Annotated in this window: 20 protein-coding genes and 1 other annotated feature; of the genes, 17 read left to right on the forward strand and 3 right to left on the reverse strand. The window is 36.9% G+C overall.

Annotated features, from left to right (window positions below; all coding sequences use genetic code 11):
• The 6 genes from opp1D (at position 1) to rplT (ending at position 4,779) form a co-directional block, all read left to right on the forward strand.
• Positions 1 to 1,059 carry an oligopeptide ABC transporter ATP-binding protein Opp1D gene (gene opp1D, locus IGJ63_RS03150; RefSeq protein ID WP_002355794.1) on the forward strand — a complete coding sequence of 353 codons (1,059 nt, stop codon included), beginning with the start codon at positions 1 to 3 and terminating at the stop codon, positions 1,057 to 1,059.
• The gene (gene opp1F / locus IGJ63_RS03155; RefSeq protein WP_002361357.1) at positions 1,059 to 2,015 is read left to right on the forward strand and encodes an oligopeptide ABC transporter ATP-binding protein Opp1F; all 957 of its coding nucleotides are present in this window, start codon (positions 1,059 to 1,061) and stop codon (positions 2,013 to 2,015) included. Before opp1D ends, opp1F begins: the two co-directional genes overlap by 1 nt.
• 40 nt (positions 2,016 to 2,055) lie before the next feature.
• Positions 2,056 to 3,126 (forward strand): RNA-guided endonuclease TnpB family protein, encoded by a 1,071-nt coding sequence (locus IGJ63_RS03160; protein WP_033596027.1) that lies wholly within the window; start codon positions 2,056 to 2,058, stop codon positions 3,124 to 3,126.
• Positions 3,127 to 3,338: 212 nt separating this feature from the next.
• Positions 3,339 to 3,469 (forward strand) — a sequence feature (ribosomal protein L20 leader region).
• Between the two features lie 54 nt (positions 3,470 to 3,523).
• On the forward strand, positions 3,524 to 4,045 hold the full coding sequence (infC, locus tag IGJ63_RS03165; protein ID WP_002355797.1) for a translation initiation factor IF-3: 522 nt from the start codon (positions 3,524 to 3,526) through the stop codon (positions 4,043 to 4,045).
• Positions 4,046 to 4,158: 113 nt separating this feature from the next.
• Entirely contained in the window at positions 4,159 to 4,359 is a 201-nt protein-coding gene (gene rpmI, locus IGJ63_RS03170; protein ID WP_142959904.1) for a 50S ribosomal protein L35, read from the forward strand.
• A gap of 60 nt (positions 4,360 to 4,419) precedes the next feature.
• Positions 4,420 to 4,779: a 50S ribosomal protein L20 gene (gene rplT / locus IGJ63_RS03175; protein ID WP_002355799.1), complete on the forward strand. Its 360-nt coding sequence runs from the start codon at positions 4,420 to 4,422 to the stop codon at positions 4,777 to 4,779.
• Positions 4,780 to 4,824: 45 nt separating this feature from the next.
• Here the strand turns inward: rplT and IGJ63_RS03180 are convergent, their stop codons facing one another.
• On the reverse strand, positions 4,825 to 5,205 hold the full coding sequence (locus IGJ63_RS03180; protein WP_002385048.1) for an MmcQ/YjbR family DNA-binding protein: 381 nt from the start codon (positions 5,203 to 5,205) through the stop codon (positions 4,825 to 4,827).
• 67 nt (positions 5,206 to 5,272) lie between these two features.
• On the opposite strand from IGJ63_RS03180, the gene IGJ63_RS03185 reads away from it, so the two are divergent.
• The 3 genes from IGJ63_RS03185 to IGJ63_RS03195 all read left to right on the forward strand — a co-directional run bounded on the left by IGJ63_RS03185 (position 5,273) and on the right by IGJ63_RS03195 (position 6,727).
• Positions 5,273 to 5,632, forward strand: coding sequence for a DUF1304 domain-containing protein (locus tag IGJ63_RS03185; protein ID WP_002358829.1), 360 nt, complete (start codon positions 5,273 to 5,275; stop codon positions 5,630 to 5,632).
• Positions 5,633 to 5,699: 67 nt separating this feature from the next.
• Positions 5,700 to 6,194 carry a GNAT family N-acetyltransferase gene (locus IGJ63_RS03190; RefSeq protein ID WP_002394917.1) on the forward strand — a complete coding sequence of 165 codons (495 nt, stop codon included), beginning with the start codon at positions 5,700 to 5,702 and terminating at the stop codon, positions 6,192 to 6,194.
• Positions 6,195 to 6,211: 17 nt separating this feature from the next.
• Positions 6,212 to 6,727, forward strand: a complete 516-nt coding sequence (locus IGJ63_RS03195; protein ID WP_174090985.1) for a GrpB family protein — start codon at positions 6,212 to 6,214, stop codon at positions 6,725 to 6,727.
• A 15-nt stretch (positions 6,728 to 6,742) separates the two neighbouring features.
• Here IGJ63_RS03195 and IGJ63_RS03200 read toward each other — a convergent pair whose 3' ends face one another.
• Together IGJ63_RS03200 and IGJ63_RS03205 are read right to left on the reverse strand one after the other, a co-directional pair.
• Positions 6,743 to 7,918, reverse strand: coding sequence for a SulP family inorganic anion transporter (locus IGJ63_RS03200; protein ID WP_174090984.1), 1,176 nt, complete (start codon positions 7,916 to 7,918; stop codon positions 6,743 to 6,745).
• A gap of 93 nt (positions 7,919 to 8,011) precedes the next feature.
• Complete coding sequence (locus IGJ63_RS03205) at positions 8,012 to 9,040, reverse strand: YeiH family protein (protein ID WP_284955300.1); 1,029 nt, start codon at positions 9,038 to 9,040, stop codon at positions 8,012 to 8,014.
• A 112-nt stretch (positions 9,041 to 9,152) separates the two neighbouring features.
• Between IGJ63_RS03205 and IGJ63_RS03210 the strand changes: the two genes are divergently transcribed.
• From IGJ63_RS03210 to metG, 8 genes are all read left to right on the forward strand, one after another.
• Positions 9,153 to 9,983 (forward strand): LysR family transcriptional regulator, encoded by an 831-nt coding sequence (locus IGJ63_RS03210; RefSeq protein WP_002358839.1) that lies wholly within the window; start codon positions 9,153 to 9,155, stop codon positions 9,981 to 9,983.
• A 64-nt stretch (positions 9,984 to 10,047) separates the two neighbouring features.
• A complete protein-coding gene (locus IGJ63_RS03215; RefSeq protein WP_010826431.1) occupies positions 10,048 to 10,920 on the forward strand; it encodes a VOC family protein in 873 nt (290 codons plus the stop codon).
• A 273-nt stretch (positions 10,921 to 11,193) separates the two neighbouring features.
• Positions 11,194 to 11,418: a hypothetical protein gene (locus IGJ63_RS03220; RefSeq protein ID WP_002355808.1), complete on the forward strand. Its 225-nt coding sequence runs from the start codon at positions 11,194 to 11,196 to the stop codon at positions 11,416 to 11,418.
• Between the two features lie 88 nt (positions 11,419 to 11,506).
• A complete protein-coding gene (sapR, locus tag IGJ63_RS03225) occupies positions 11,507 to 12,181 on the forward strand; it encodes a two-component system response regulator SapR (RefSeq protein ID WP_002358841.1) in 675 nt (224 codons plus the stop codon).
• Positions 12,182 to 12,194: 13 nt separating this feature from the next.
• Positions 12,195 to 13,220: a two-component system sensor histidine kinase SapS gene (gene sapS, locus IGJ63_RS03230; protein ID WP_002361370.1), complete on the forward strand. Its 1,026-nt coding sequence runs from the start codon at positions 12,195 to 12,197 to the stop codon at positions 13,218 to 13,220.
• 147 nt (positions 13,221 to 13,367) lie between these two features.
• Positions 13,368 to 14,231: a GRP family sugar transporter gene (locus IGJ63_RS03235; protein WP_002355811.1), complete on the forward strand. Its 864-nt coding sequence runs from the start codon at positions 13,368 to 13,370 to the stop codon at positions 14,229 to 14,231.
• 40 nt (positions 14,232 to 14,271) lie between these two features.
• Positions 14,272 to 15,663, forward strand: coding sequence for an amino acid permease (locus IGJ63_RS03240; protein ID WP_002355812.1), 1,392 nt, complete (start codon positions 14,272 to 14,274; stop codon positions 15,661 to 15,663).
• A gap of 187 nt (positions 15,664 to 15,850) precedes the next feature.
• Positions 15,851 to 17,860: a methionine--tRNA ligase gene (gene metG / locus IGJ63_RS03245; protein WP_002355813.1), complete on the forward strand. Its 2,010-nt coding sequence runs from the start codon at positions 15,851 to 15,853 to the stop codon at positions 17,858 to 17,860.
• Positions 17,861 to 17,935 lie beyond the last annotated feature (75 nt).

Consider the following 17,935-nt stretch of genomic DNA (forward strand, 5'->3'; position numbering starts at 1 on the left):
ATGACTATGGAAAAAGTATTAGAAGTTAAAGACTTAAGAATCTCCTTTGATACATTTGCAGGTAAAGTCAACGCCATTCGTGGTGTGAGTTTTGATCTTTATAAAGGTGAAACGTTAGCCATCGTAGGTGAATCAGGGAGTGGTAAATCTGTTACAACCCGCAGTATTATGCGTTTGTTGAGCAGTAATGCCAATATTGATAACGGGGAAATTTTGTTTAAAGGACAAGATATTGTTCATAAAACAGAAAAACAAATGCAAGCCATTCGTGGTAAAGAAATCGCAATGATTTTCCAAGATCCGATGACTTCATTAGACCCAACGATGCCAATTGGCAAACAAGTGGCGGAATCATTAATCAAACATAATAAAGTCTCAAAAAAAGAAGGCTTAGCGCAAGCATTAGAATTACTAAAATTAGTCGGCATTCCTAATGCTGAAAAACGTTTGAAAAACTATCCGCACCAATTTTCTGGTGGACAACGTCAACGGATTGTCATTGCAATTGCTTTAATTTGTTATCCAGAAGTTCTAATTGCAGATGAACCAACTACAGCGTTGGATGTAACCATCCAAGCACAAATTTTAGAGTTATTAAAAGATTTACAAGAAAAAATTAGCACTTCGATTATTTTCATTACCCATGATTTAGGGGTAGTAGCAAACGTGGCTGACCGTGTCGCTGTCATGTACGGTGGACGTCTGGTTGAAGTGGGAACAGCAGAAGAAATTTTCTATAATCCACAACATCCATATACTTGGGGACTTTTAGGGTCAATGCCAACGATGGAAGGAACAGAAGACAAACTTTATGCGATTCCAGGTTCACCTCCAGATTTATTAGATCCACCAACTGGAGATGCCTTCTATCCACGGAATGAGTTTGCTTTAAAAATTGATACAGAAAAAGAACCACCTTATTTTGAAGTATCACCAACCCACAAAGCAGCAACGTGGTTATTAGCACCACAAGCACCAAAAGTTACGCCTCCAGCAGAGATTGTTCGTCGTTGGGCAATTTATGCAGAGCGTCAAAAAAATCCAGGAGGTAGTAATTAATGGCAGAAGAGAAAAAAGTCCTATTAGAAGTCACTGGTTTGAAACAGTATTTCAATGTTGGTCGTAAAGACGAAGTAAAAGCCATTGATGACATTAGTTTTCATATTTTTGAAGGCGAAACCTTTGGATTAGTTGGCGAATCAGGAAGTGGAAAATCAACAACTGGTCGCAGTGTCATTCGTTTATATGATCCAACTGCTGGTGAAATTCTTTTCGATGGAAAAGACATTAGCAAAATTAAATCAAAAGCGGACATGCAAGCATTCCGCCGCGATGTTCAAATGATCTTCCAAGATCCATATGCTTCATTGAATCCAAGAATGAAAGTCAATGATATTATTGCTGAAGGAATCGATGTCAATGGATTAGCTAAAACACCAAAAGAGCGGGAAGAAAAAGTCAATGAACTTTTAAAAACGGTGGGCTTAAATCCAAGTCACAGTACGCGTTATCCTCATGAGTTTTCTGGGGGGCAACGTCAACGGATTGGGATTGCTCGTGCTTTAGCGGTTAATCCACGTTTTATTATCTGTGATGAGCCAATTTCGGCTTTGGATGTGTCGATTCAAGCCCAAGTAGTAAACTTATTACAAGATTTACAAAAAGAACAAGGCTTAACTTACTTGTTTATCGCACATGACTTATCGATGGTAAAACATATCAGTGACCGAATTGGCGTAATGCACAGTGGGAAATTATTGGAAATGGGCACAAGTGATGATGTCTATAATTTCGGTGTTCATCCTTATACAGAAAGTTTACTTTCTGCGATTCCATTACCAGATCCAGACTATGAACGCACACGTAAACGGATCGTTTACCAGCCTGCAGCGGCAGATGGGAAAGATCGTGAGCTCCGTGAAATTCTCAATGGACACTATGTTTATTGTGCTGAAGACGAAGTTGCAATGTACCGTGAAAAAATTGAAGAGAAGAAAAGAAAAGCTGGTTTATAACCAGCTTCTTTTCTAACTATCTTGGTAGGGTGGTTATGAGATGAAGGCTCTGAAAGCTTATAAATACAGACTTTATCCAACCTCAAAACAAGAAGAGTTTATTCAAAAAACATTTTCTTGTGTTCGCTTGGTGTATAATTTAATGTTACAAGACCGGATTGATATCTACAAAGAGATGCGAAAAAATCCTCAACAAACGTTTAAAATGCCAACGCCAGCTAAATATAAGAAACAATACCCTGTCCTCAGAGAAGTTGATAGTTTAGCCTTGGCAAATGCACAAGTTTATTTGGATCGAGCCTTTAAAAATTTTTATCGGGAAAAAGGGATGGGCTTTCCAAAAAAGAAAAAGAAAGAAACGGTGCATTCCTACACTACGAACAATCAACATGGCACGGTCAAAATTTTGGATAATCGTTATTTGAAAGTACCTAAATTGAAATCTTTAATTAAAATGAAGGTACACCGCCAACCGCTGGGGGAGATAAAATCTGTAACTATTTCTATGAGTGCGAGTCACAATTATTATGTTTCCATTTTGTGTGAAGCACCGATTGAAACGAAAACAAAGCAACAAAAAATGGTGGGAATTTGTAGCAGTAGGGAAAAATTTGCGCTGCTTTCGAATGGTGAAAGCTTCGAAAAAAGCTATTGTTCAAAGCATTTAAAGCAAAAACTACGTCAAGAAGAACGAAAATTAAACAAGCGTAAAATGATTGCTTTAGAAAAAGGTGTTGATCTTTCGCAAGCAAAAAATTATCAAAAACAAAAAATAAAAGTCGCAAAAATTCGCGAAAAAATAGCCAACCAACGAACGGATATTTTAAACAAAATTACAACGGAATTGGTTTCAAGTTACGATGTTATTTGTATTGAAAAAGCCCATCACAGTAGTGAGCGGCCACCAAAACATGATCGTTCTGAACTGGCTTGGTCTTTATTTTTAGCTAAACTGTTGTATAAAGCACAATGGTATGGCAAAGAACTCATTTGTATTGAGTCAGAGGAGATAGAAACAGAGTTGTCTTTTTCTGAAAGTACAGAAAATTCAGAGTATCTTAGAAGCCAAAAAATCTTAGAACGTGGCTTGTCTAAACGAGAAACCTTATAAATAGAAGAACTGTAGGGACTACAGGGATCGCCTAGGGGATAGAAAATGTACACCATGTGTTGAACCATTTGTTTCTAGGAAGTCACATTGAGACAGTCCACTAATTATTAATGATCAAAATACGAATTCAAACGAATCTAGTGCTAGATTCGTTTTTTTTGAGGAAATATATTGACAACTAGGATAAACTAAGGTAAACTAGTGAAGTTGAGAAATGAAAGCAGAAGCACCCGCTTCTCGCCTTAGTTGAGTATATCGCTGGGCTAGATAAAGTATTCCTTATTTTTTAAGTAAGGCAGACTGTTGGCGGGTTCTGGATAGGAACCTGTTTTTTTATTGCATTTAGCAAACAAAGCAGACTTCCGTTAGGATTTTCTCTTAAAAATTTTGGAGGTGAATGACCATAGCAAAGGATATGATGGTTAACGACGGCATTCGTGCACGCGAGTTACGTTTGATCGGACAAGATGGTGAACAATTAGGTGTAAAAACCAAAGCAGAAGCATTACAAATCGCTGAATCTGCAAACTTGGATTTAGTACTTGTAGCGCCAGGAGCGAAACCACCAGTTGCGCGAATTATGGATTATGGAAAATTCCGTTTCGAACAACAAAAGAAAGAGCGTGAAGCTCGCAAGAAACAAAAAGTGATCAACGTCAAAGAAGTTCGTTTAAGTCCAACAATTGACGTAAATGACTTCAATACAAAACTTCGTAATGCGCGTAAGTTCTTAGAAAAAGGAGACAAAGTGAAAGCTTCTATCCGTTTCAAAGGCCGTGCCATTACCCATAAAGAGATTGGTCAGAAAGTTCTTGATCGCTTAGCTGAAGAAACTGCGGACATCGCCACAGTGGAACAAAAAGCGAAAATGGACGGACGCAGCATGTTTCTAACGCTGGCACCGAAAAACGACAAGTAAACGAAGAGACCGAGCATTCGGACTTTTGGTAATTTCTACAAGAAGGATATTCGACAGTTGTGACTGTTAGAGTCTTTCACTTGAAGCAAAGATTTTGAGGAGGAAAATTAGTCATGGCAAAACAAAAAACACACCGCGGATTAGCAAAACGTGTAAAACGTACTGGTGGAGGCGGCTTAAAACGTGGCCGTGCCTTTACATCTCACCGTTTCCACGGTAAAACTAAAAAACAACGCCGTCAATTGCGTAAAGCAAGCATGGTTGCAAAAGGCGATTACAAACGTATCCGCCAACAATTAGCAAGAATGAAATAAAACAACTCGGTGACTTTTAGATTACCGTCAAGAGAAACAAGATATTAGGAGGAATTCAACATGGCACGTGTTAAAGGTGGAACAGTAACCCGTAAACGTCGTAAAAAAGTCCTTAAGTTAGCGAAAGGCTACTACGGATCAAAACATACTTTATTTAAATCAGCAAAAGAACAAGTAATGAACTCTTATTACTATGCATTCAGAGACCGTCGTCAAAAGAAACGTGACTTCCGTAAATTATGGATTGCACGTATCAACGCGGCAGCTCGCATGAATGGCTTAAGCTATTCTAAATTAATGCACGGTTTGAAATTGGCAGAGATTGATATCAACCGCAAAATGTTAGCTGACTTAGCCGTTAACGATGCAGCAGCATTTACAGCGTTAGCTGAACAAGCAAAAGACGCTTTAAGCAAATAAGCTTAAATAATCTTTCACACCCTACTCCTTGAGTAGGGTGTTTTTTTAATAACTCCGTTGGTAACTTTCATCTATAAATGAAAAAACTTGTGAGAGCGGAATTTCTTCAGAAAGACTTAACCAATGTTCTTTATTCATATGATAGGCAGGAAAATAGCCAGGTTGGTTCTTTAATAAGGCAATCAATTCAGGCGCAAGTTTAACGGTTAAAATAGTGAGCTGCTTATTCTCGGTAGCGCCGAGCAGTTGTGCATCCAGTGGCATAATTAAAGCAAACCATTTCGCATTTCTAGGATGACGAAAGACGAGATAGTCTGGATGTTTTTTAAAAGGAAAATCGGGCGTTATCTGATAACGTTCTTGGATATAGGCGCTAATAGTTTCTTGAAAAGTCATAGGTTTCTTCCTTTCGTTAAGGCTAGGCATATCTATTTACATCATAGCAAAAATTACATAAAATTACTTCGTTCAAAGGAATGGGAGGAGGGAGCAGATGACATTAATTTCAACAATTTTAGTAACCTTGGTGGCTGTAGAATTTTTCTACATTATGTATTTAGAAACGATTGTACCAACATCTGAGACAACAAGCCGTGTTTTTAAAATGGATAAGCAAGAGTTACAAAGAAAATCAGTGACTACATTGTTTAAAAATCAAGGAATCTATAATGGACTAATCGGTGCAGGACTTATTTATAGTGTCTATTTTGCGCAAGCAACGATGGAGATGACAAAATTTTTATTGATTTATATTATTTTAGTGGCGGCGTACGGTAGCTTAACTAGTGATAAAAAAATCATTTTAACACAAGGCGGTTTAGCTATCGTGGCTTTGATTAGTTTACTTGTTTAGCCATCAGAGTTAATAGAGAGAGACAGTCAAATCGACAGAAAAAACACGGTTGATTTGACTATTTTTTATGGAATTGAGAGAGACAAAATGTGGTATACTTTGTTTATTAGATAGGGAGGAATTAAAAATGCTGAACCAAAAAGAAGTAAAAAAAACTGATTATCCTCAATTAATTTCTCTATGGCGTTCTTCAGTAGAAGCTACCCATTTGTTTTTGAGTCAGGCAGATATTGATAAAATCGAAGTGGTTTTACCTGATTATTTTCAACAAGTTCAATTAAGTATGTGGTTAAATGAAGAACAGAAATGTGTGGGCTTTAGTGGAACAAATCAACAAACGTTGGAAATGTTATTTATTGACCCGGTCTATTTTCGTAAAGGCTATGGTGGAGAAATTATCCAAAAGTTAATAGAGCAAGAATCAATTGTCTTTGTTGATGCCAATAAACAAAATGAAGGGGCTGTGAAGTTCTATCAATCTCAAGGGTTTCAAGTAATTGGTGAATCAAAGGAAGATCCTCAAGGAAATCCGTTTCCTATTTTACATATGAAACGGATATAGAAAAGAGGGAAGAAATCATGCGGGTAATCGTTACTGAATACCAACCAGCCTGGGTGGAACAGTTTGAAGAAGAAGCCCAAGCGTTGAAACAGATTCTAAAGGAAAATTGTCTTAAAGTTGAACATATCGGTAGCACATCTGTGCCTAATTTAGCAGCCAAACCAATTATTGATTTTTTGGTCATTGTTGAAGAAATTGAAAAAGTAGACCTGTTACAATGGGAATTTGAAAGAATCGGTTATGAATATATGGGGGAATTTGGGCTATCAGGACGTCGTTATTTACGAAAAGGCCCGATAAAAAGAACACATCATGTGCATATTTATCAGTTTGACAATACGCAAGAAATTTTGCGCCATCTTGCTTTTCGAAATTATTTACGAGAAAATCCGGCAATTGTTACAACCTATGGTACACTAAAAAAGCAATTGGCCCAAGCACACCCCGATAGCATTGATAAATATATGGATGGCAAAGATGCGTTCATTAAGAAAATAGAAAAAGAAGCGTTGAAGAAATATTGGGAAAAATAAAAAAAGTTGCTAAAGCTAGCAACTTTTTTTTGGTTCTTTTTTGAAAAAATGATAAAGAAGACCACTTAAAAGAACACCTAGAATAATTCCAATCGCTAAATTATGCGTATAGACGATCACACCCACTGTCACGAGTAAAATAACAATTTCAGTAATTTCAAAAGTTCGGAAAAGCTGTAAACTTTCCCAATCAAAGGTGTCGACTGCCACTGTCATCATGATCCCAATCAATGCAGCTGTAGGAATGGCTACCATCACGGATTTAAAAACAAAAATGAATAGAAGGAGGGTAATACCTGAAATCAAAGTAGAAAGCCGTTTTCGTCCTCCAGATTTAACATTAATGACCGCTTGCCCGATCATCGCACAGCCGGCTTGGCCACCCAAAAAGCCGGTAATTATATTAGCGAATCCTTGCGCCTTAACTTCTCGTTGGCTATCACTTTGGCTCGCTGTCATTTTGTCCACAATGGGGATCGTCAATAAAGATTCAATTAACCCGACCATTGCTAAGGCAACAGAGCTAGGTAAAATAATACACAACGTTTCTAAGTTGACGGGTACATTAGGCCAACGGATCGCTGGATGAAACTGACTCATTTCACCAAGATCACCTACCGTTTGCAAATGACCTTTTAAAAAATAGGACAGGATAGTCATGAATAAAATAACAATTAAAGCAGGAGGCACAATTGTAATAAACTTAGGTAATAGATAAATAAGTAAGATACTACAGATAATCATACCGTAGGACCACAGTGTTTGATGAGGCAATTGTTGTACTTGCGCCATGAAAATTAAAATGGCTAACGCATTGACGAATCCGTACATCACTGTCTTGGGAATAAAGCGCATTAATTTATGGATACCTAAATAACCTAAAATAAATTGTAGAAAGCCTGTTAAAATAGTCGCAGCAAGCATGTATGACAAACCGTGTGCTTGAATTAAGCCTGCAAGGACTAAGGCCATTGAACCAGCAGACGCCGAGACCATTGCCGGACGGCCGCCCGTAAAAGTAATCACAAGTAAAGTAACAGCTGAAGCAAACACTGCAGAAAGCGGGTGAACACCAGCAATAATCGCAAACCCGATTACTTCTGGTAAAATGGCGACAGAAGAAACGAGACCGGCAAAGAGATCATTTCGTTCATTGCCTAACCATTCGCTTTTTTTAATACTAAATAACATCGAAAAACTCCTTTAAGTTAATAAAACCTTATTCATAATAGCATGAATAAGCTGAAATAAAAAAGTTTGACGTGTTAACGTCAAACTTTTTTATTAGAACTGTAACAGTGCCAACAACAAAATGGCTAGGACGACTTGAACAGTTCCTACTGATAAACCATAGATTAAGAAACGTTTGCCTTCTTGGAAAAACTTTTTAAAATCGAGTCGTAACCCGATTGCTGCCAAGGCAGTAATTTCAAACCAAGAACTAAAGAAATGAGCAGTCTCACTGATTACGACGGGGAAATGAATCAAACTATTAAAGACACAGGCAATGAAAAAGCCAACTACATACCAAGGTAGGGCACTACTTTTTTTGGTGACTTCTACCAACTCAGCCTCTGATTTTGCCGTCTTACTTTGCTTGAAACGTCCAAATAAATAGACAACTGCTACGAGTAGGACAATCCGCATAATTTTAAAGAGCATCGCAAGTTGAACTGCGTTCTCATTGACCATATTGGCACTGGCGACAACCTGACCAACTGATTGTAAAGTCCCTCCGATTAGTGCGCTACGAGCCAACAAATTGGTACCATAGAGAATCCCACTTAAAATGGGTAAGGTCAACATTAAAACGGTTCCTAATAAGTTTACTAAAGTAATAATTTGGCCTTTTTCTTCCTCGTCTGCTTGAATTGCTGGAGCAATCGAAGCAATAGCAGAAGACCCACAAACGGCATTACCACCAGCCATCAATAAAGACATATTATCAGAAAAAGCCAGTTTTTTACCGATCAAATAGGCAAAAATAATGGTCAGCGACATTTGAATGAGAATAAATGCGACACCTTGTAAGCCAATTTGGGCAATCGTTTGAAAGGTCACGGTGGTTCCCAATAAAACAACAGAAAATTCTAGTAATTTACTTTCGGCTACTTTGGTTCCGCGATTTAAATTGGCACCGCGAACAAAGGTATTTCCCAAAAAGATTCCTAGTAAAATAGCTATCGTTGCGGCGCCTAAGCTAGGTAACCAGATGGCAAGAAACTTGCTAAGGCAGGCGACAAGGAAAGCTGTTAGCAAGCCGGGAAGAATTTGGAATAAAGATTGGATATAATCATTTTCTGAATTTTTCATTGAAAAAATCTCTCTTTCTTGTTCATTACTTCCAGTATAACGAAATTTTTTACATTTGAGAAATAAATAGTTAAAATAATATTTATAATAGAAAGTTATCGAAAGGATACCTATGTTTAAATTATTAAAGACGTTTCAAATTGTATATGAGCAAATGAACTTTTCCAAAGCAGCTACCTGCTTATATATCTCACAACCAGCCGTTTCTAATCAAATCAAACAATTAGAAGAAGAATTAGGCTGTTCATTGTTTTTAAGAAATGGTCGACAAGATGTAGTCCCTACTAGGCAAGCAGAAGTCTTGTATAATCGTTTGCTAAATTTAGCTGATGATTGGCAAGAAACATTAACAGCTCTTCATCAGGCGAGATTACCTAAAGAAACTTGCCGAATTGCTGCGTCTAATACTTTTGCAGTTTATTATTTGCCGCAACTGATGCAGCATTTACAGACACAGTATGCAACAATCAATTTTGTTTTAGAAATGAACAATTCAGAAGAAGTAGTGGAAAAAGTTGAAAAACATCAAGTTGATTTTGGCTTTATCGAAAAACCATTAATTACGAAAGGCGCCTCTCGTGAAGAAATTATTCAGGATCAATTGGTTTTAGCTGGGGACCCTGCCAATCAGAATTGGTTGGTACGTGAAAAGGATTCTGGGGTCTTTCATTATACCCAACAGTATTTAGAAGAAAGTAATCAAAGCCCAACACTCATGACGGTTAAAAATAATGAAATGATTGTTAAAATGTTGGAATTGGGCATGGGGCAATCGTTGCTTTCAAGAAAGGCGATTACTGAAAAAATTCCTTTCCAAACGTTAGGTGAAAAGTATTGGCGTTCCTTTTATTTTTTGACACGGGGACATTTAAAATCCTCCTTGCTTCAAGAAGTAAAACAAGCAATTTATCGATTCTATCAGACGGAAATGAATAAATACTAAAACGTTCTCTTTGTTTATTTATCAATCTTTGACTACACTAAAGAAAACGAAGGAGGGAACCACAATGCCTAAATTTTCACCTTGTTTATGGTTTGACACACAAGCGGAAGAAGCTGCTAACTTCTATACAACAATCTTTGAAAAAGGTGCGATTCTAAGTAAAACGAACTACGTTAATGAGGAGCATCAACCTCATGGAACATCATTAATGACCATTGAATTTACCTTGGCGAACCAAACAATCATTGGTTTAAATGGCGGACCAGAATTTTCCTTTACGCCAGCTAGTTCATTTTTTGTTGAATGTAAAACATTATCACAAACAGAAACGTTGTGGAAAAATTTAACAGCAGACGGACAGATATTGATGCCTTTTGGGGAATATCCTTTTAGTCCTTTATATGGTTGGGTAGTGGACAAATTTGGTGTCTCTTGGCAAGTGTCTTTTTCAGGAAAAGAACAAACAATTGTACCAACCTTTATGTTTGCTAATGAAAGATATGGCGAAGCAGCCAAAGCTCTATCAGAATGGTTGGCGATTTTCGGTCCAGGCGAAATAATTGAAAAAGTTGAATATGAAGATGGGAACATTGCGCAAGCACTTTTCACATTACAGGAGCAACCGTTTCGAGTAATGGATGCACGAGATAAACGTGATTTTGATTTTACCATGGCCTTCTCCATTTATATTGATTGTGAAAATCAGGAGGAAATAGATCGGCTATGGCAACAAGTGACTGCTAAAGGGAAAGAATGGCCGTGTGGCTGGATGGAAGATCAATTTGGGGTCAGTTGGCAAACAGGCAATCCTGAACTGAAACGTTATTTATCTGACTCAAATCCAGCTAGAGCAAATGAAGTGACCAAAAAATTGTACCAAATGAAAAAAATAGATTTAAACCAGTTAAAAGAAGTGTATGACAAATATAATCATTAGAAAAACTGAGGTTGTCTGATCGACTACACTTCGTTACGTTGGTATCAATTCCAATACATGGAACATATTAGAGTTGAAGGACTTGTCTTTTAAGGATCAAGACTTTCAACTCTTAAAAAAGGCTCGATTCTTGCGAGTTCCAAAGAGGCTACTTCTATTTTGTTGTTTACTTAATGGTTAGGACTCTGCCGATTTTTTTATAAGATTATGCTATAATTAAGAGTAGTAAATTATTGAAGGAAAAATGAAAAGTCCAAAATAGGAAGTGGTAAAATGATTGAGTTAATTGTGTTGTTAACAGTTTTTACTTATGGAACGAACTTTGTTTTATATCTTATTTTGAAAAATAAAAAGTCCATGCCAATTGTCGAAAAAGCTTCTATTGTATTAGGAATTAATATGTCTGTGTTATTATTAGATGGTATTTTTGCTTTCGTTGGCAAATTCATCATGTTATCAGAATGGGAATTATTAGCGCCTATTTTTGAAATAGTGTAAAAATCATCATAAAGTCCTATATCCAAAAAGAATGAAGTTTGTTAGGATAAGAAAGATGAAAATTTAGAAATAAAAGAGGTGGGATTGCATGGCTAAAATCATGATTGTCGAAGATGAAACAACCATTCGAGAATTAATTAGCGAGGAATTACAAAAATGGCAATTTGAAACGATTGGAACAACCGATTTTAATGATGTATTGGATGATTTTCAAGAGGAGAATCCCCAATTAGTTTTGATGGATATTAATTTACCTGTGTACGATGGGTACTATTGGTGTCAAAAAATTCGTGAAGTTTCTAAAGTACCAATTATTTTTATTTCGAGTCGTAGTACCAATATGGATATGATTATGGCGATGAACATGGGCGCGGATGATTTTGTCACAAAACCGTTCCAGATAGATGTTTTAATTGCTAAAATCAATGCTTTGTTGCGTCGCTCTTATAACTATTCCGATACGGATAGTGAAGTGCTTTCACATAATGGCATTACTTTAAATGTGGACAATGGACGAATGGAAATCAGAGGTGAAATGATCGATTTAAGTAAAAATGAATACCGATTACTGTATCTTTTAATGAAAAAGCACGGAAAAATTTTAACACGTGAAAAACTATTGCGCGCTTTATGGGACGATGAACGTTTTGTGGATGACAATACGTTGACGGTAAATATCAATCGTTTACGAAAAAAAATTGAGCAAGCAGGGATTGCTGGCTATATTGAAACCAAAGTGGGCGTCGGTTATATGGTGCCCTAGATAGGAGTAGACAATGACCATTCTAAAGTATTTAAAAGATCGCTGGTTATTACTAATTGGTTGGTTATTTTTTCTGTTCTTAACTTGTTTTATTTTATGGTTGGCTCCTAATGTCCGCTTAGATTGGACAGTGGTTGGCTATATCTTTTTACTGCAAAGTGTTTTTTTATCGCTATTTTTAACAATTGATTATTATTTAAAACGTAAGTGGTGGCTTTCGTTGGCAACGGAAAAAGAGCCGCCTTCTTTACAAGAATATTTGAATACAGCAGAAAAAGAAGAAGAACTACTTGTCCAAACGTATATTAACGGTTTATTGCAAGAGCACCAACAAACCATGCAGCAAGCAATTAACAACCAACAGGACCAAAAAGATTACATTGACTCTTGGGTTCATGAAATCAAAGTCCCCCTAGCGGCTATCACGTTACTGGTACAATCTGTCGAAGATGATATTCCAGAGAAAAAATATTATCTATTGGAAAATGAGTTAGGTAAAATTGATGAATATGTCGAGCAAGTCCTATATTATGCTAGACTGGACAGCTTTTCTCGAGATTATTTACTCCAAGAATATTCTTTAAAAGAAATTGTGCAATCTGTTGTTCGTACGCAAGCAAATTATTTTATCCAAAAAAGATTGCAATTCTCAATTGAAGGGGAAGATGAAGCGGTTTTAACCGACCGAAAATGGGTCATTTTTATTTTCCGCCAATTATTAAGTAATGCAGTCAAGTATACGCCAGAAGGCGGCACGATTACGGTCCTAATTTCCAAAAATAAACAAGGTATTTATTTATCTTTAAAAGATTCTGGGATTGGCATTCCGACACAAGATCAACGACGCATTTTCGATAAAGGATTTACTGGTGAAAACGGGCGAAAAAGCGAACAGCATTCGACTGGTCTTGGCCTGTATTTGGCCCATAGCTTAGCGAAAAAGTTAGGTCATGATTTAACAGTCGAATCGACAGAAGGGCAAGGTACGACGATGACATTGTTTTTCCCTTCCCTCAGTTATTATAATGAAGTGAAATAAAAAGTAGGTCTATCAGCAAATTAAAGAGGTGATAGGCCTTTTTTTATTTATTAAAACTTTCTTGCTAACTTCTCTTACTCTTCTTAGTTGTTTAGAAAACGTTTTTATTGTTAGAATGAAATGAAATAAATTTGTTAGGAGAATATTATGAGTTTACTTATCGCTTTAGTGCCCATGATTGCGTGGGGCAGTATTGGTTTAGTCAGCGGTAAAATTGGTGGAAGCGCCAATCAACAAACGTTAGGTATGACAATCGGCGCATTACTATTTTCAATTGTTGTCTTTTTTGTCATCCAGCCTACGTTGACGACAGCCACATTAATTGTTGGATTTATATCTGGTTTATTCTGGAGTTTGGGACAGAATCAACAATTTCATAGCATGAAATATATGGGCGTTTCAGTTGGCTTACCAATTTCAACTGGGATGCAGTTAGTTGTTAATACCGTTGCAGGGGCTGTTTTTTTCCATGAATGGACAAAAACAAAAGACTTTGTTGTGGGCTTTATCGCTTTGGCCTTTTTAGTTTTTGGGGTGTATTTAACAGCTCGACAAGATGATGACAGTCAACCGAAAACCTCAAACAGTATGTTAGATTTTAATAAAGGGATTCGGGCCTTGATTTTCTCAACAGTTGGGTATGGCGTCTATACCATCATTATTAATGCCACTGGTTTAGATCCGTGGGGAATTATTTTGCCACAAAGTATTGGTATGTTAGTGGGGGCTAGTTTCTTTGCCTTCAAAAAAGTCAAAGTTGATCGTTTTGTTTGGATGAATATGACGACGGGTCTGCTTTGGGGCTTAGGAAATATTTGTATGTTATTAACAATGCGTGAAATTGGCTTAGCTATTAGCTTCTCTTTATCACAAATGGGGATTATTATTTCGACTCTTGGGGGCATCTTCCTTTTAGGCGAAAGAAAATCAAAAAAAGAAATGTTTTATGTTATTTTTGGTTGCATTTTTGTTATTCTAGGTGGTATTCTTTTAGGGTATATGAAAGCGTAAATAGTTTATTTACGCTTATTTTTTTTACGGGGGTAAACACATGTCTATTTTCAGAAAAAAAGAAATCACTGTGCCTGTCAATGACAGTGGTGGGATGAAAAAAAATCTTAAGACGATGGACTTAATTTTTCTAGGAATTGGGGCTGTAGTAGGAACAGGGATTTTTGTTGTGACAGGTGTCGCAGCGGAACGCTATGCAGGTCCAGGGCTCGTCTTATCATTTCTGGTAGCAGCAGCCGCGATTATTTTATCTGGTTTATGCTATGCAGAATTTGCATCACGTATTCCGGTCATTGGTGGGCCGTATGCCTACATGTATGTGGTCTTTGGAGAAATTGTAGCTTGGATGACTGGTTGGATGATTATTTGTGAGTTTTTCTTGGCGGTTTCATCCGTTGCTTCAGGTTGGTCAGGCTATGTTCATGGCTTTTTGGATAGCTTAGGTTTTTCTTTGCCGCAAGCGTTAAGTGGCGCTTATAATCCAACAAATGGTACATATATTGATTTGATTGCCATGTTGGTCGTTGTAGCCGTAACTTTTTGGGTATCTTTAGAAGCGAAAACAGCGTTACGTTTAAATAACTTAATGGTTTTCGTGAAGTTTGGGATTATTTTATTATTTGTTCTCGTGGGAATCTTTTATGTGAAACCAACGAACTGGCAACCATTTATTCCTTATGGTTTTTCAGGCGTTTTCAGTGGTGCTGCTTTAGTTTTCTTTGCCTTTCTAGGGTTTGATGCGGTTAGCATGGCCGCGGAGGAAGTGAAGAATCCGAAAAAAGATATTCCAAAAGGGATTATTGGTTCCATTATTATTTCAACATTGTTATATATTGTTGTTACGTTAGTTTTAACTGGGATTGTTCCATTTACGGATTTAGGGGTCAAGGATCCGGTGGCTTTTGCGATGCGCTTCATTAATCATGGCGCAATCGCGACAATCATTTCAGTTGGTGCTATTTTAACCTTATTAACAGTGACGATTGCGATGATGTACAGTTTAGCCCGTGTGATTTATGCGATTAGTAAAGATGGATTATTGCCGCAGTTTATGAGCAAAATCGATGAGAAGCGGCACACACCTAAGAATGCAACCTATGTAGCTGGATTTTTAGCAATGGTTTTTGCTGGGATTGTTCCAATGGAGATGTTGGCTGAACTTACAAATATCGTGACACTCTTTTATCTGATGTTTCTCGCTTTAGGAATTATCAAATTACGGACAATGAAAGGAGAACCGCAAGCAGGTGAATTTAAAGTACCACTTGTGCCGGTTCTACCATTAATTTCAATCGTGGTTTGCGCGGCTTTGATGTTCCAATTGTCTTTAGCTACTTGGCAAGTATTTGGCATAGCCGTAGTGATTGGTTTGGCTATTTATTTCTTTTATGGACGACACCATAGTATCGTTCGTTTCGAGACAAAAGAATAAAAATGAACGAAAAAAGAGAGGAATACTTGTCAAATAGACAGGTGTTTCTCTCTTTTCTTTCTGGCATTTTCTTCATTTTCAAGAGAAAACCGACAAGAAATATAGTTTAATAATGTCTAATTATGGTATACTGTTTAGGAGTAAATCCTGAGGGTTTAGGAAAATGACTAAAGGAGGTTTTTTCTGTATGTCACAGAAAGAAACATTTTATATTACCACCCCAATTTATTACCCAAGTGGGAAGTTACATATTGGGAATTCATATACAACAATCGCCTGCGATGCAATGGCCCGTTACAAGCGTTTAATGGGTTTTGATGTATTTTATTTAACAGGTGTGGATGAACACGGCCAAAAAATTGAAAAAAAAGCTGCTGAGTTGAATGTGACACCAAAAGAGTACGTTGATAAAATGGCAGCAGATGTTCAAAAATTATGGAAAACATTAGATATCAGCTATGATAAATTTATTCGGACAACGGATGATTATCACATGGCAGCCGTGCAACAAATTTTTGATCGTTTAGTAGAACAAGGAGATATCTACCTTGGAGAATATGAAGGTTGGTATTCAGTTTCTGATGAAGAATTTTTCACTGAAACACAATTAGCTGAAGTATATCGTGACGATGAAGGCAATGTCATTGGTGGGAAAGCACCAAGTGGTCACGAAGTCGAATTAGTTAAAGAAGAATCCTATTTCTTCCGCATGAGTAAATATGCGGATCGCTTGGTACAATATTACGAAGAACATCCAGAATTTATTCAACCAGAATCTCGTAAAAATGAGATGCTAAATAACTTCATCAAACCAGGATTGGAAGATTTAGCCGTTTCAAGAACGACTTTCTCTTGGGGAATTCCATTAAAAAATGATCCAAAACATGTGGTTTACGTATGGATTGATGCGTTATCAAACTATATTACAGCACTAGGTTATGGTTCAGAAGATGATTCATTATTCCAAAAATATTGGCCTGCGAACGTGCAAATGGTTGGGAAAGAAATCGTGCGTTTCCATACGATTTATTGGCCAATTATGTTAATGGCCTTGGATTTACCATTACCGAAAAAAGTCTTTGGACATGGTTGGTTATTGATGAAAGACGGGAAAATGTCTAAATCTAAAGGAAATGTTGTTTACCCTGAAATGTTAGTAGAACGCTACGGTCTAGATGCGTTACGTTACTATTTATTACGAGCAATTCCATTTGGTAGTGATGGCGTCTTTACACCAGAAGATTTCGTTTCTCGCTTAAATTATGATTTAGCTAATGACTTAGGAAACTTGTTGAATCGAACAATTGCGATGATTAATAAATATTGTGATGGCAAAGTACCAGCCTATGCTTCAAAAGTTACCCCATTTGATAGTGAACTATCGACAACTGCGGCTAATGTTATTGGAAAATATCATGAAGCAATGGAAAAAATGGAATTTAATACGGCCATTGCAGAAATCTGGACGCTAGTTTCTCGTGCCAATAAATATATTGATGAAACAGCGCCTTGGGTATTGGCTAAAGAAGAAGAGAAACGCAATGAATTAGAAAGTGTCATGATCCATTTAGCGGAAAGCTTACGAATTGTGGCAATCTTATTGCAACCAGTCATGACAGAAACACCAGGGAAAATTTTCGAACAATTAGGCTTAGATCCAGAAACAATGAACATGGAAAATATTCATTTTGGTGAGTTCCCAACAGACGTAACAGTAACAAGTAAAGGAACACCTATTTTCCCACGTTTAGAAATTGAAACAGAAGTAACGTATATTCAAAAGAAAATGTCCCAAAGCGAAAGTGCTACAGAAGAGGATATTAAATGGAATCCAGAAGAAACAACGTTGGTTTCAACGAAAGAAAAACAAATTAAGTACGATGATTTCGATAAAGTGGAATTAAAAGTTGCCGAAGTTATTGACTGTAAAAAAGTCAAAGGAGCAGATAAATTATTGCAATTCCGTTTAGATGCTGGAGATGAAAACCATCGTCAAATTCTTTCAGGTATTGCTGAATTTTATCCAGATCCAGCTGCGCTAATTGGCAAAAAAGTAGTCATTGTGGCTAACTTAAAACCAAGAAAAATGCGTGGTCAAATTAGCCAAGGAATGATTCTTTCAGCTGAATCACCAGAAGGGAAACTTCAAATTGTTGAAGCACCAAAAGAAATGCCAAATGGTGCAGGAATCGCATAAAAGCATAAGTAGTAAAGATAAAAGGTGAATTGTAACCTTTTATCTTTACTACTTTTTTTGTATACTAGAAGAAAA

The sequence above is a fragment of the Enterococcus sp. DIV1375a genome, from assembly GCF_051712205.1.
Classification (GTDB): domain Bacteria; phylum Bacillota; class Bacilli; order Lactobacillales; family Enterococcaceae; genus Enterococcus; species Enterococcus faecalis.

Coding starts and splice junctions, on each gene's coding strand:
- IGJ63_RS03195 (WP_174090985.1), top strand. CDS start 6,212: ATGCGGGTAATCGTTACTGAATACCAACCAGCCTGGGTGGAACAGTTT.
- metG (WP_002355813.1), top strand. CDS start 15,851: ATGTCACAGAAAGAAACATTTTATATTACCACCCCAATTTATTACCCA.
- IGJ63_RS03235 (WP_002355811.1), top strand. CDS start 13,368: ATGAGTTTACTTATCGCTTTAGTGCCCATGATTGCGTGGGGCAGTATT.
- IGJ63_RS03240 (WP_002355812.1), top strand. CDS start 14,272: ATGTCTATTTTCAGAAAAAAAGAAATCACTGTGCCTGTCAATGACAGT.
- IGJ63_RS03160 (WP_033596027.1), top strand. CDS start 2,056: ATGAAGGCTCTGAAAGCTTATAAATACAGACTTTATCCAACCTCAAAA.
- IGJ63_RS03205 (WP_284955300.1), bottom strand. CDS start 9,040: ATGAAAAATTCAGAAAATGATTATATCCAATCTTTATTCCAAATTCTT.
- infC (WP_002355797.1), top strand. CDS start 3,524: ATGACCATAGCAAAGGATATGATGGTTAACGACGGCATTCGTGCACGC.
- rpmI (WP_142959904.1), top strand. CDS start 4,159: ATGGCAAAACAAAAAACACACCGCGGATTAGCAAAACGTGTAAAACGT.
- IGJ63_RS03200 (WP_174090984.1), bottom strand. CDS start 7,918: ATGTTATTTAGTATTAAAAAAAGCGAATGGTTAGGCAATGAACGAAAT.
- IGJ63_RS03215 (WP_010826431.1), top strand. CDS start 10,048: ATGCCTAAATTTTCACCTTGTTTATGGTTTGACACACAAGCGGAAGAA.
- sapS (WP_002361370.1), top strand. CDS start 12,195: ATGACCATTCTAAAGTATTTAAAAGATCGCTGGTTATTACTAATTGGT.
- sapR (WP_002358841.1), top strand. CDS start 11,507: ATGGCTAAAATCATGATTGTCGAAGATGAAACAACCATTCGAGAATTA.
- rplT (WP_002355799.1), top strand. CDS start 4,420: ATGGCACGTGTTAAAGGTGGAACAGTAACCCGTAAACGTCGTAAAAAA.
- opp1D (WP_002355794.1), top strand. CDS start 1: ATGACTATGGAAAAAGTATTAGAAGTTAAAGACTTAAGAATCTCCTTT.
- IGJ63_RS03180 (WP_002385048.1), bottom strand. CDS start 5,205: ATGCCTAGCCTTAACGAAAGGAAGAAACCTATGACTTTTCAAGAAACT.
- IGJ63_RS03210 (WP_002358839.1), top strand. CDS start 9,153: ATGTTTAAATTATTAAAGACGTTTCAAATTGTATATGAGCAAATGAAC.
- IGJ63_RS03190 (WP_002394917.1), top strand. CDS start 5,700: ATGGAATTGAGAGAGACAAAATGTGGTATACTTTGTTTATTAGATAGG.
- opp1F (WP_002361357.1), top strand. CDS start 1,059: ATGGCAGAAGAGAAAAAAGTCCTATTAGAAGTCACTGGTTTGAAACAG.
- IGJ63_RS03220 (WP_002355808.1), top strand. CDS start 11,194: ATGATTGAGTTAATTGTGTTGTTAACAGTTTTTACTTATGGAACGAAC.
- IGJ63_RS03185 (WP_002358829.1), top strand. CDS start 5,273: ATGACATTAATTTCAACAATTTTAGTAACCTTGGTGGCTGTAGAATTT.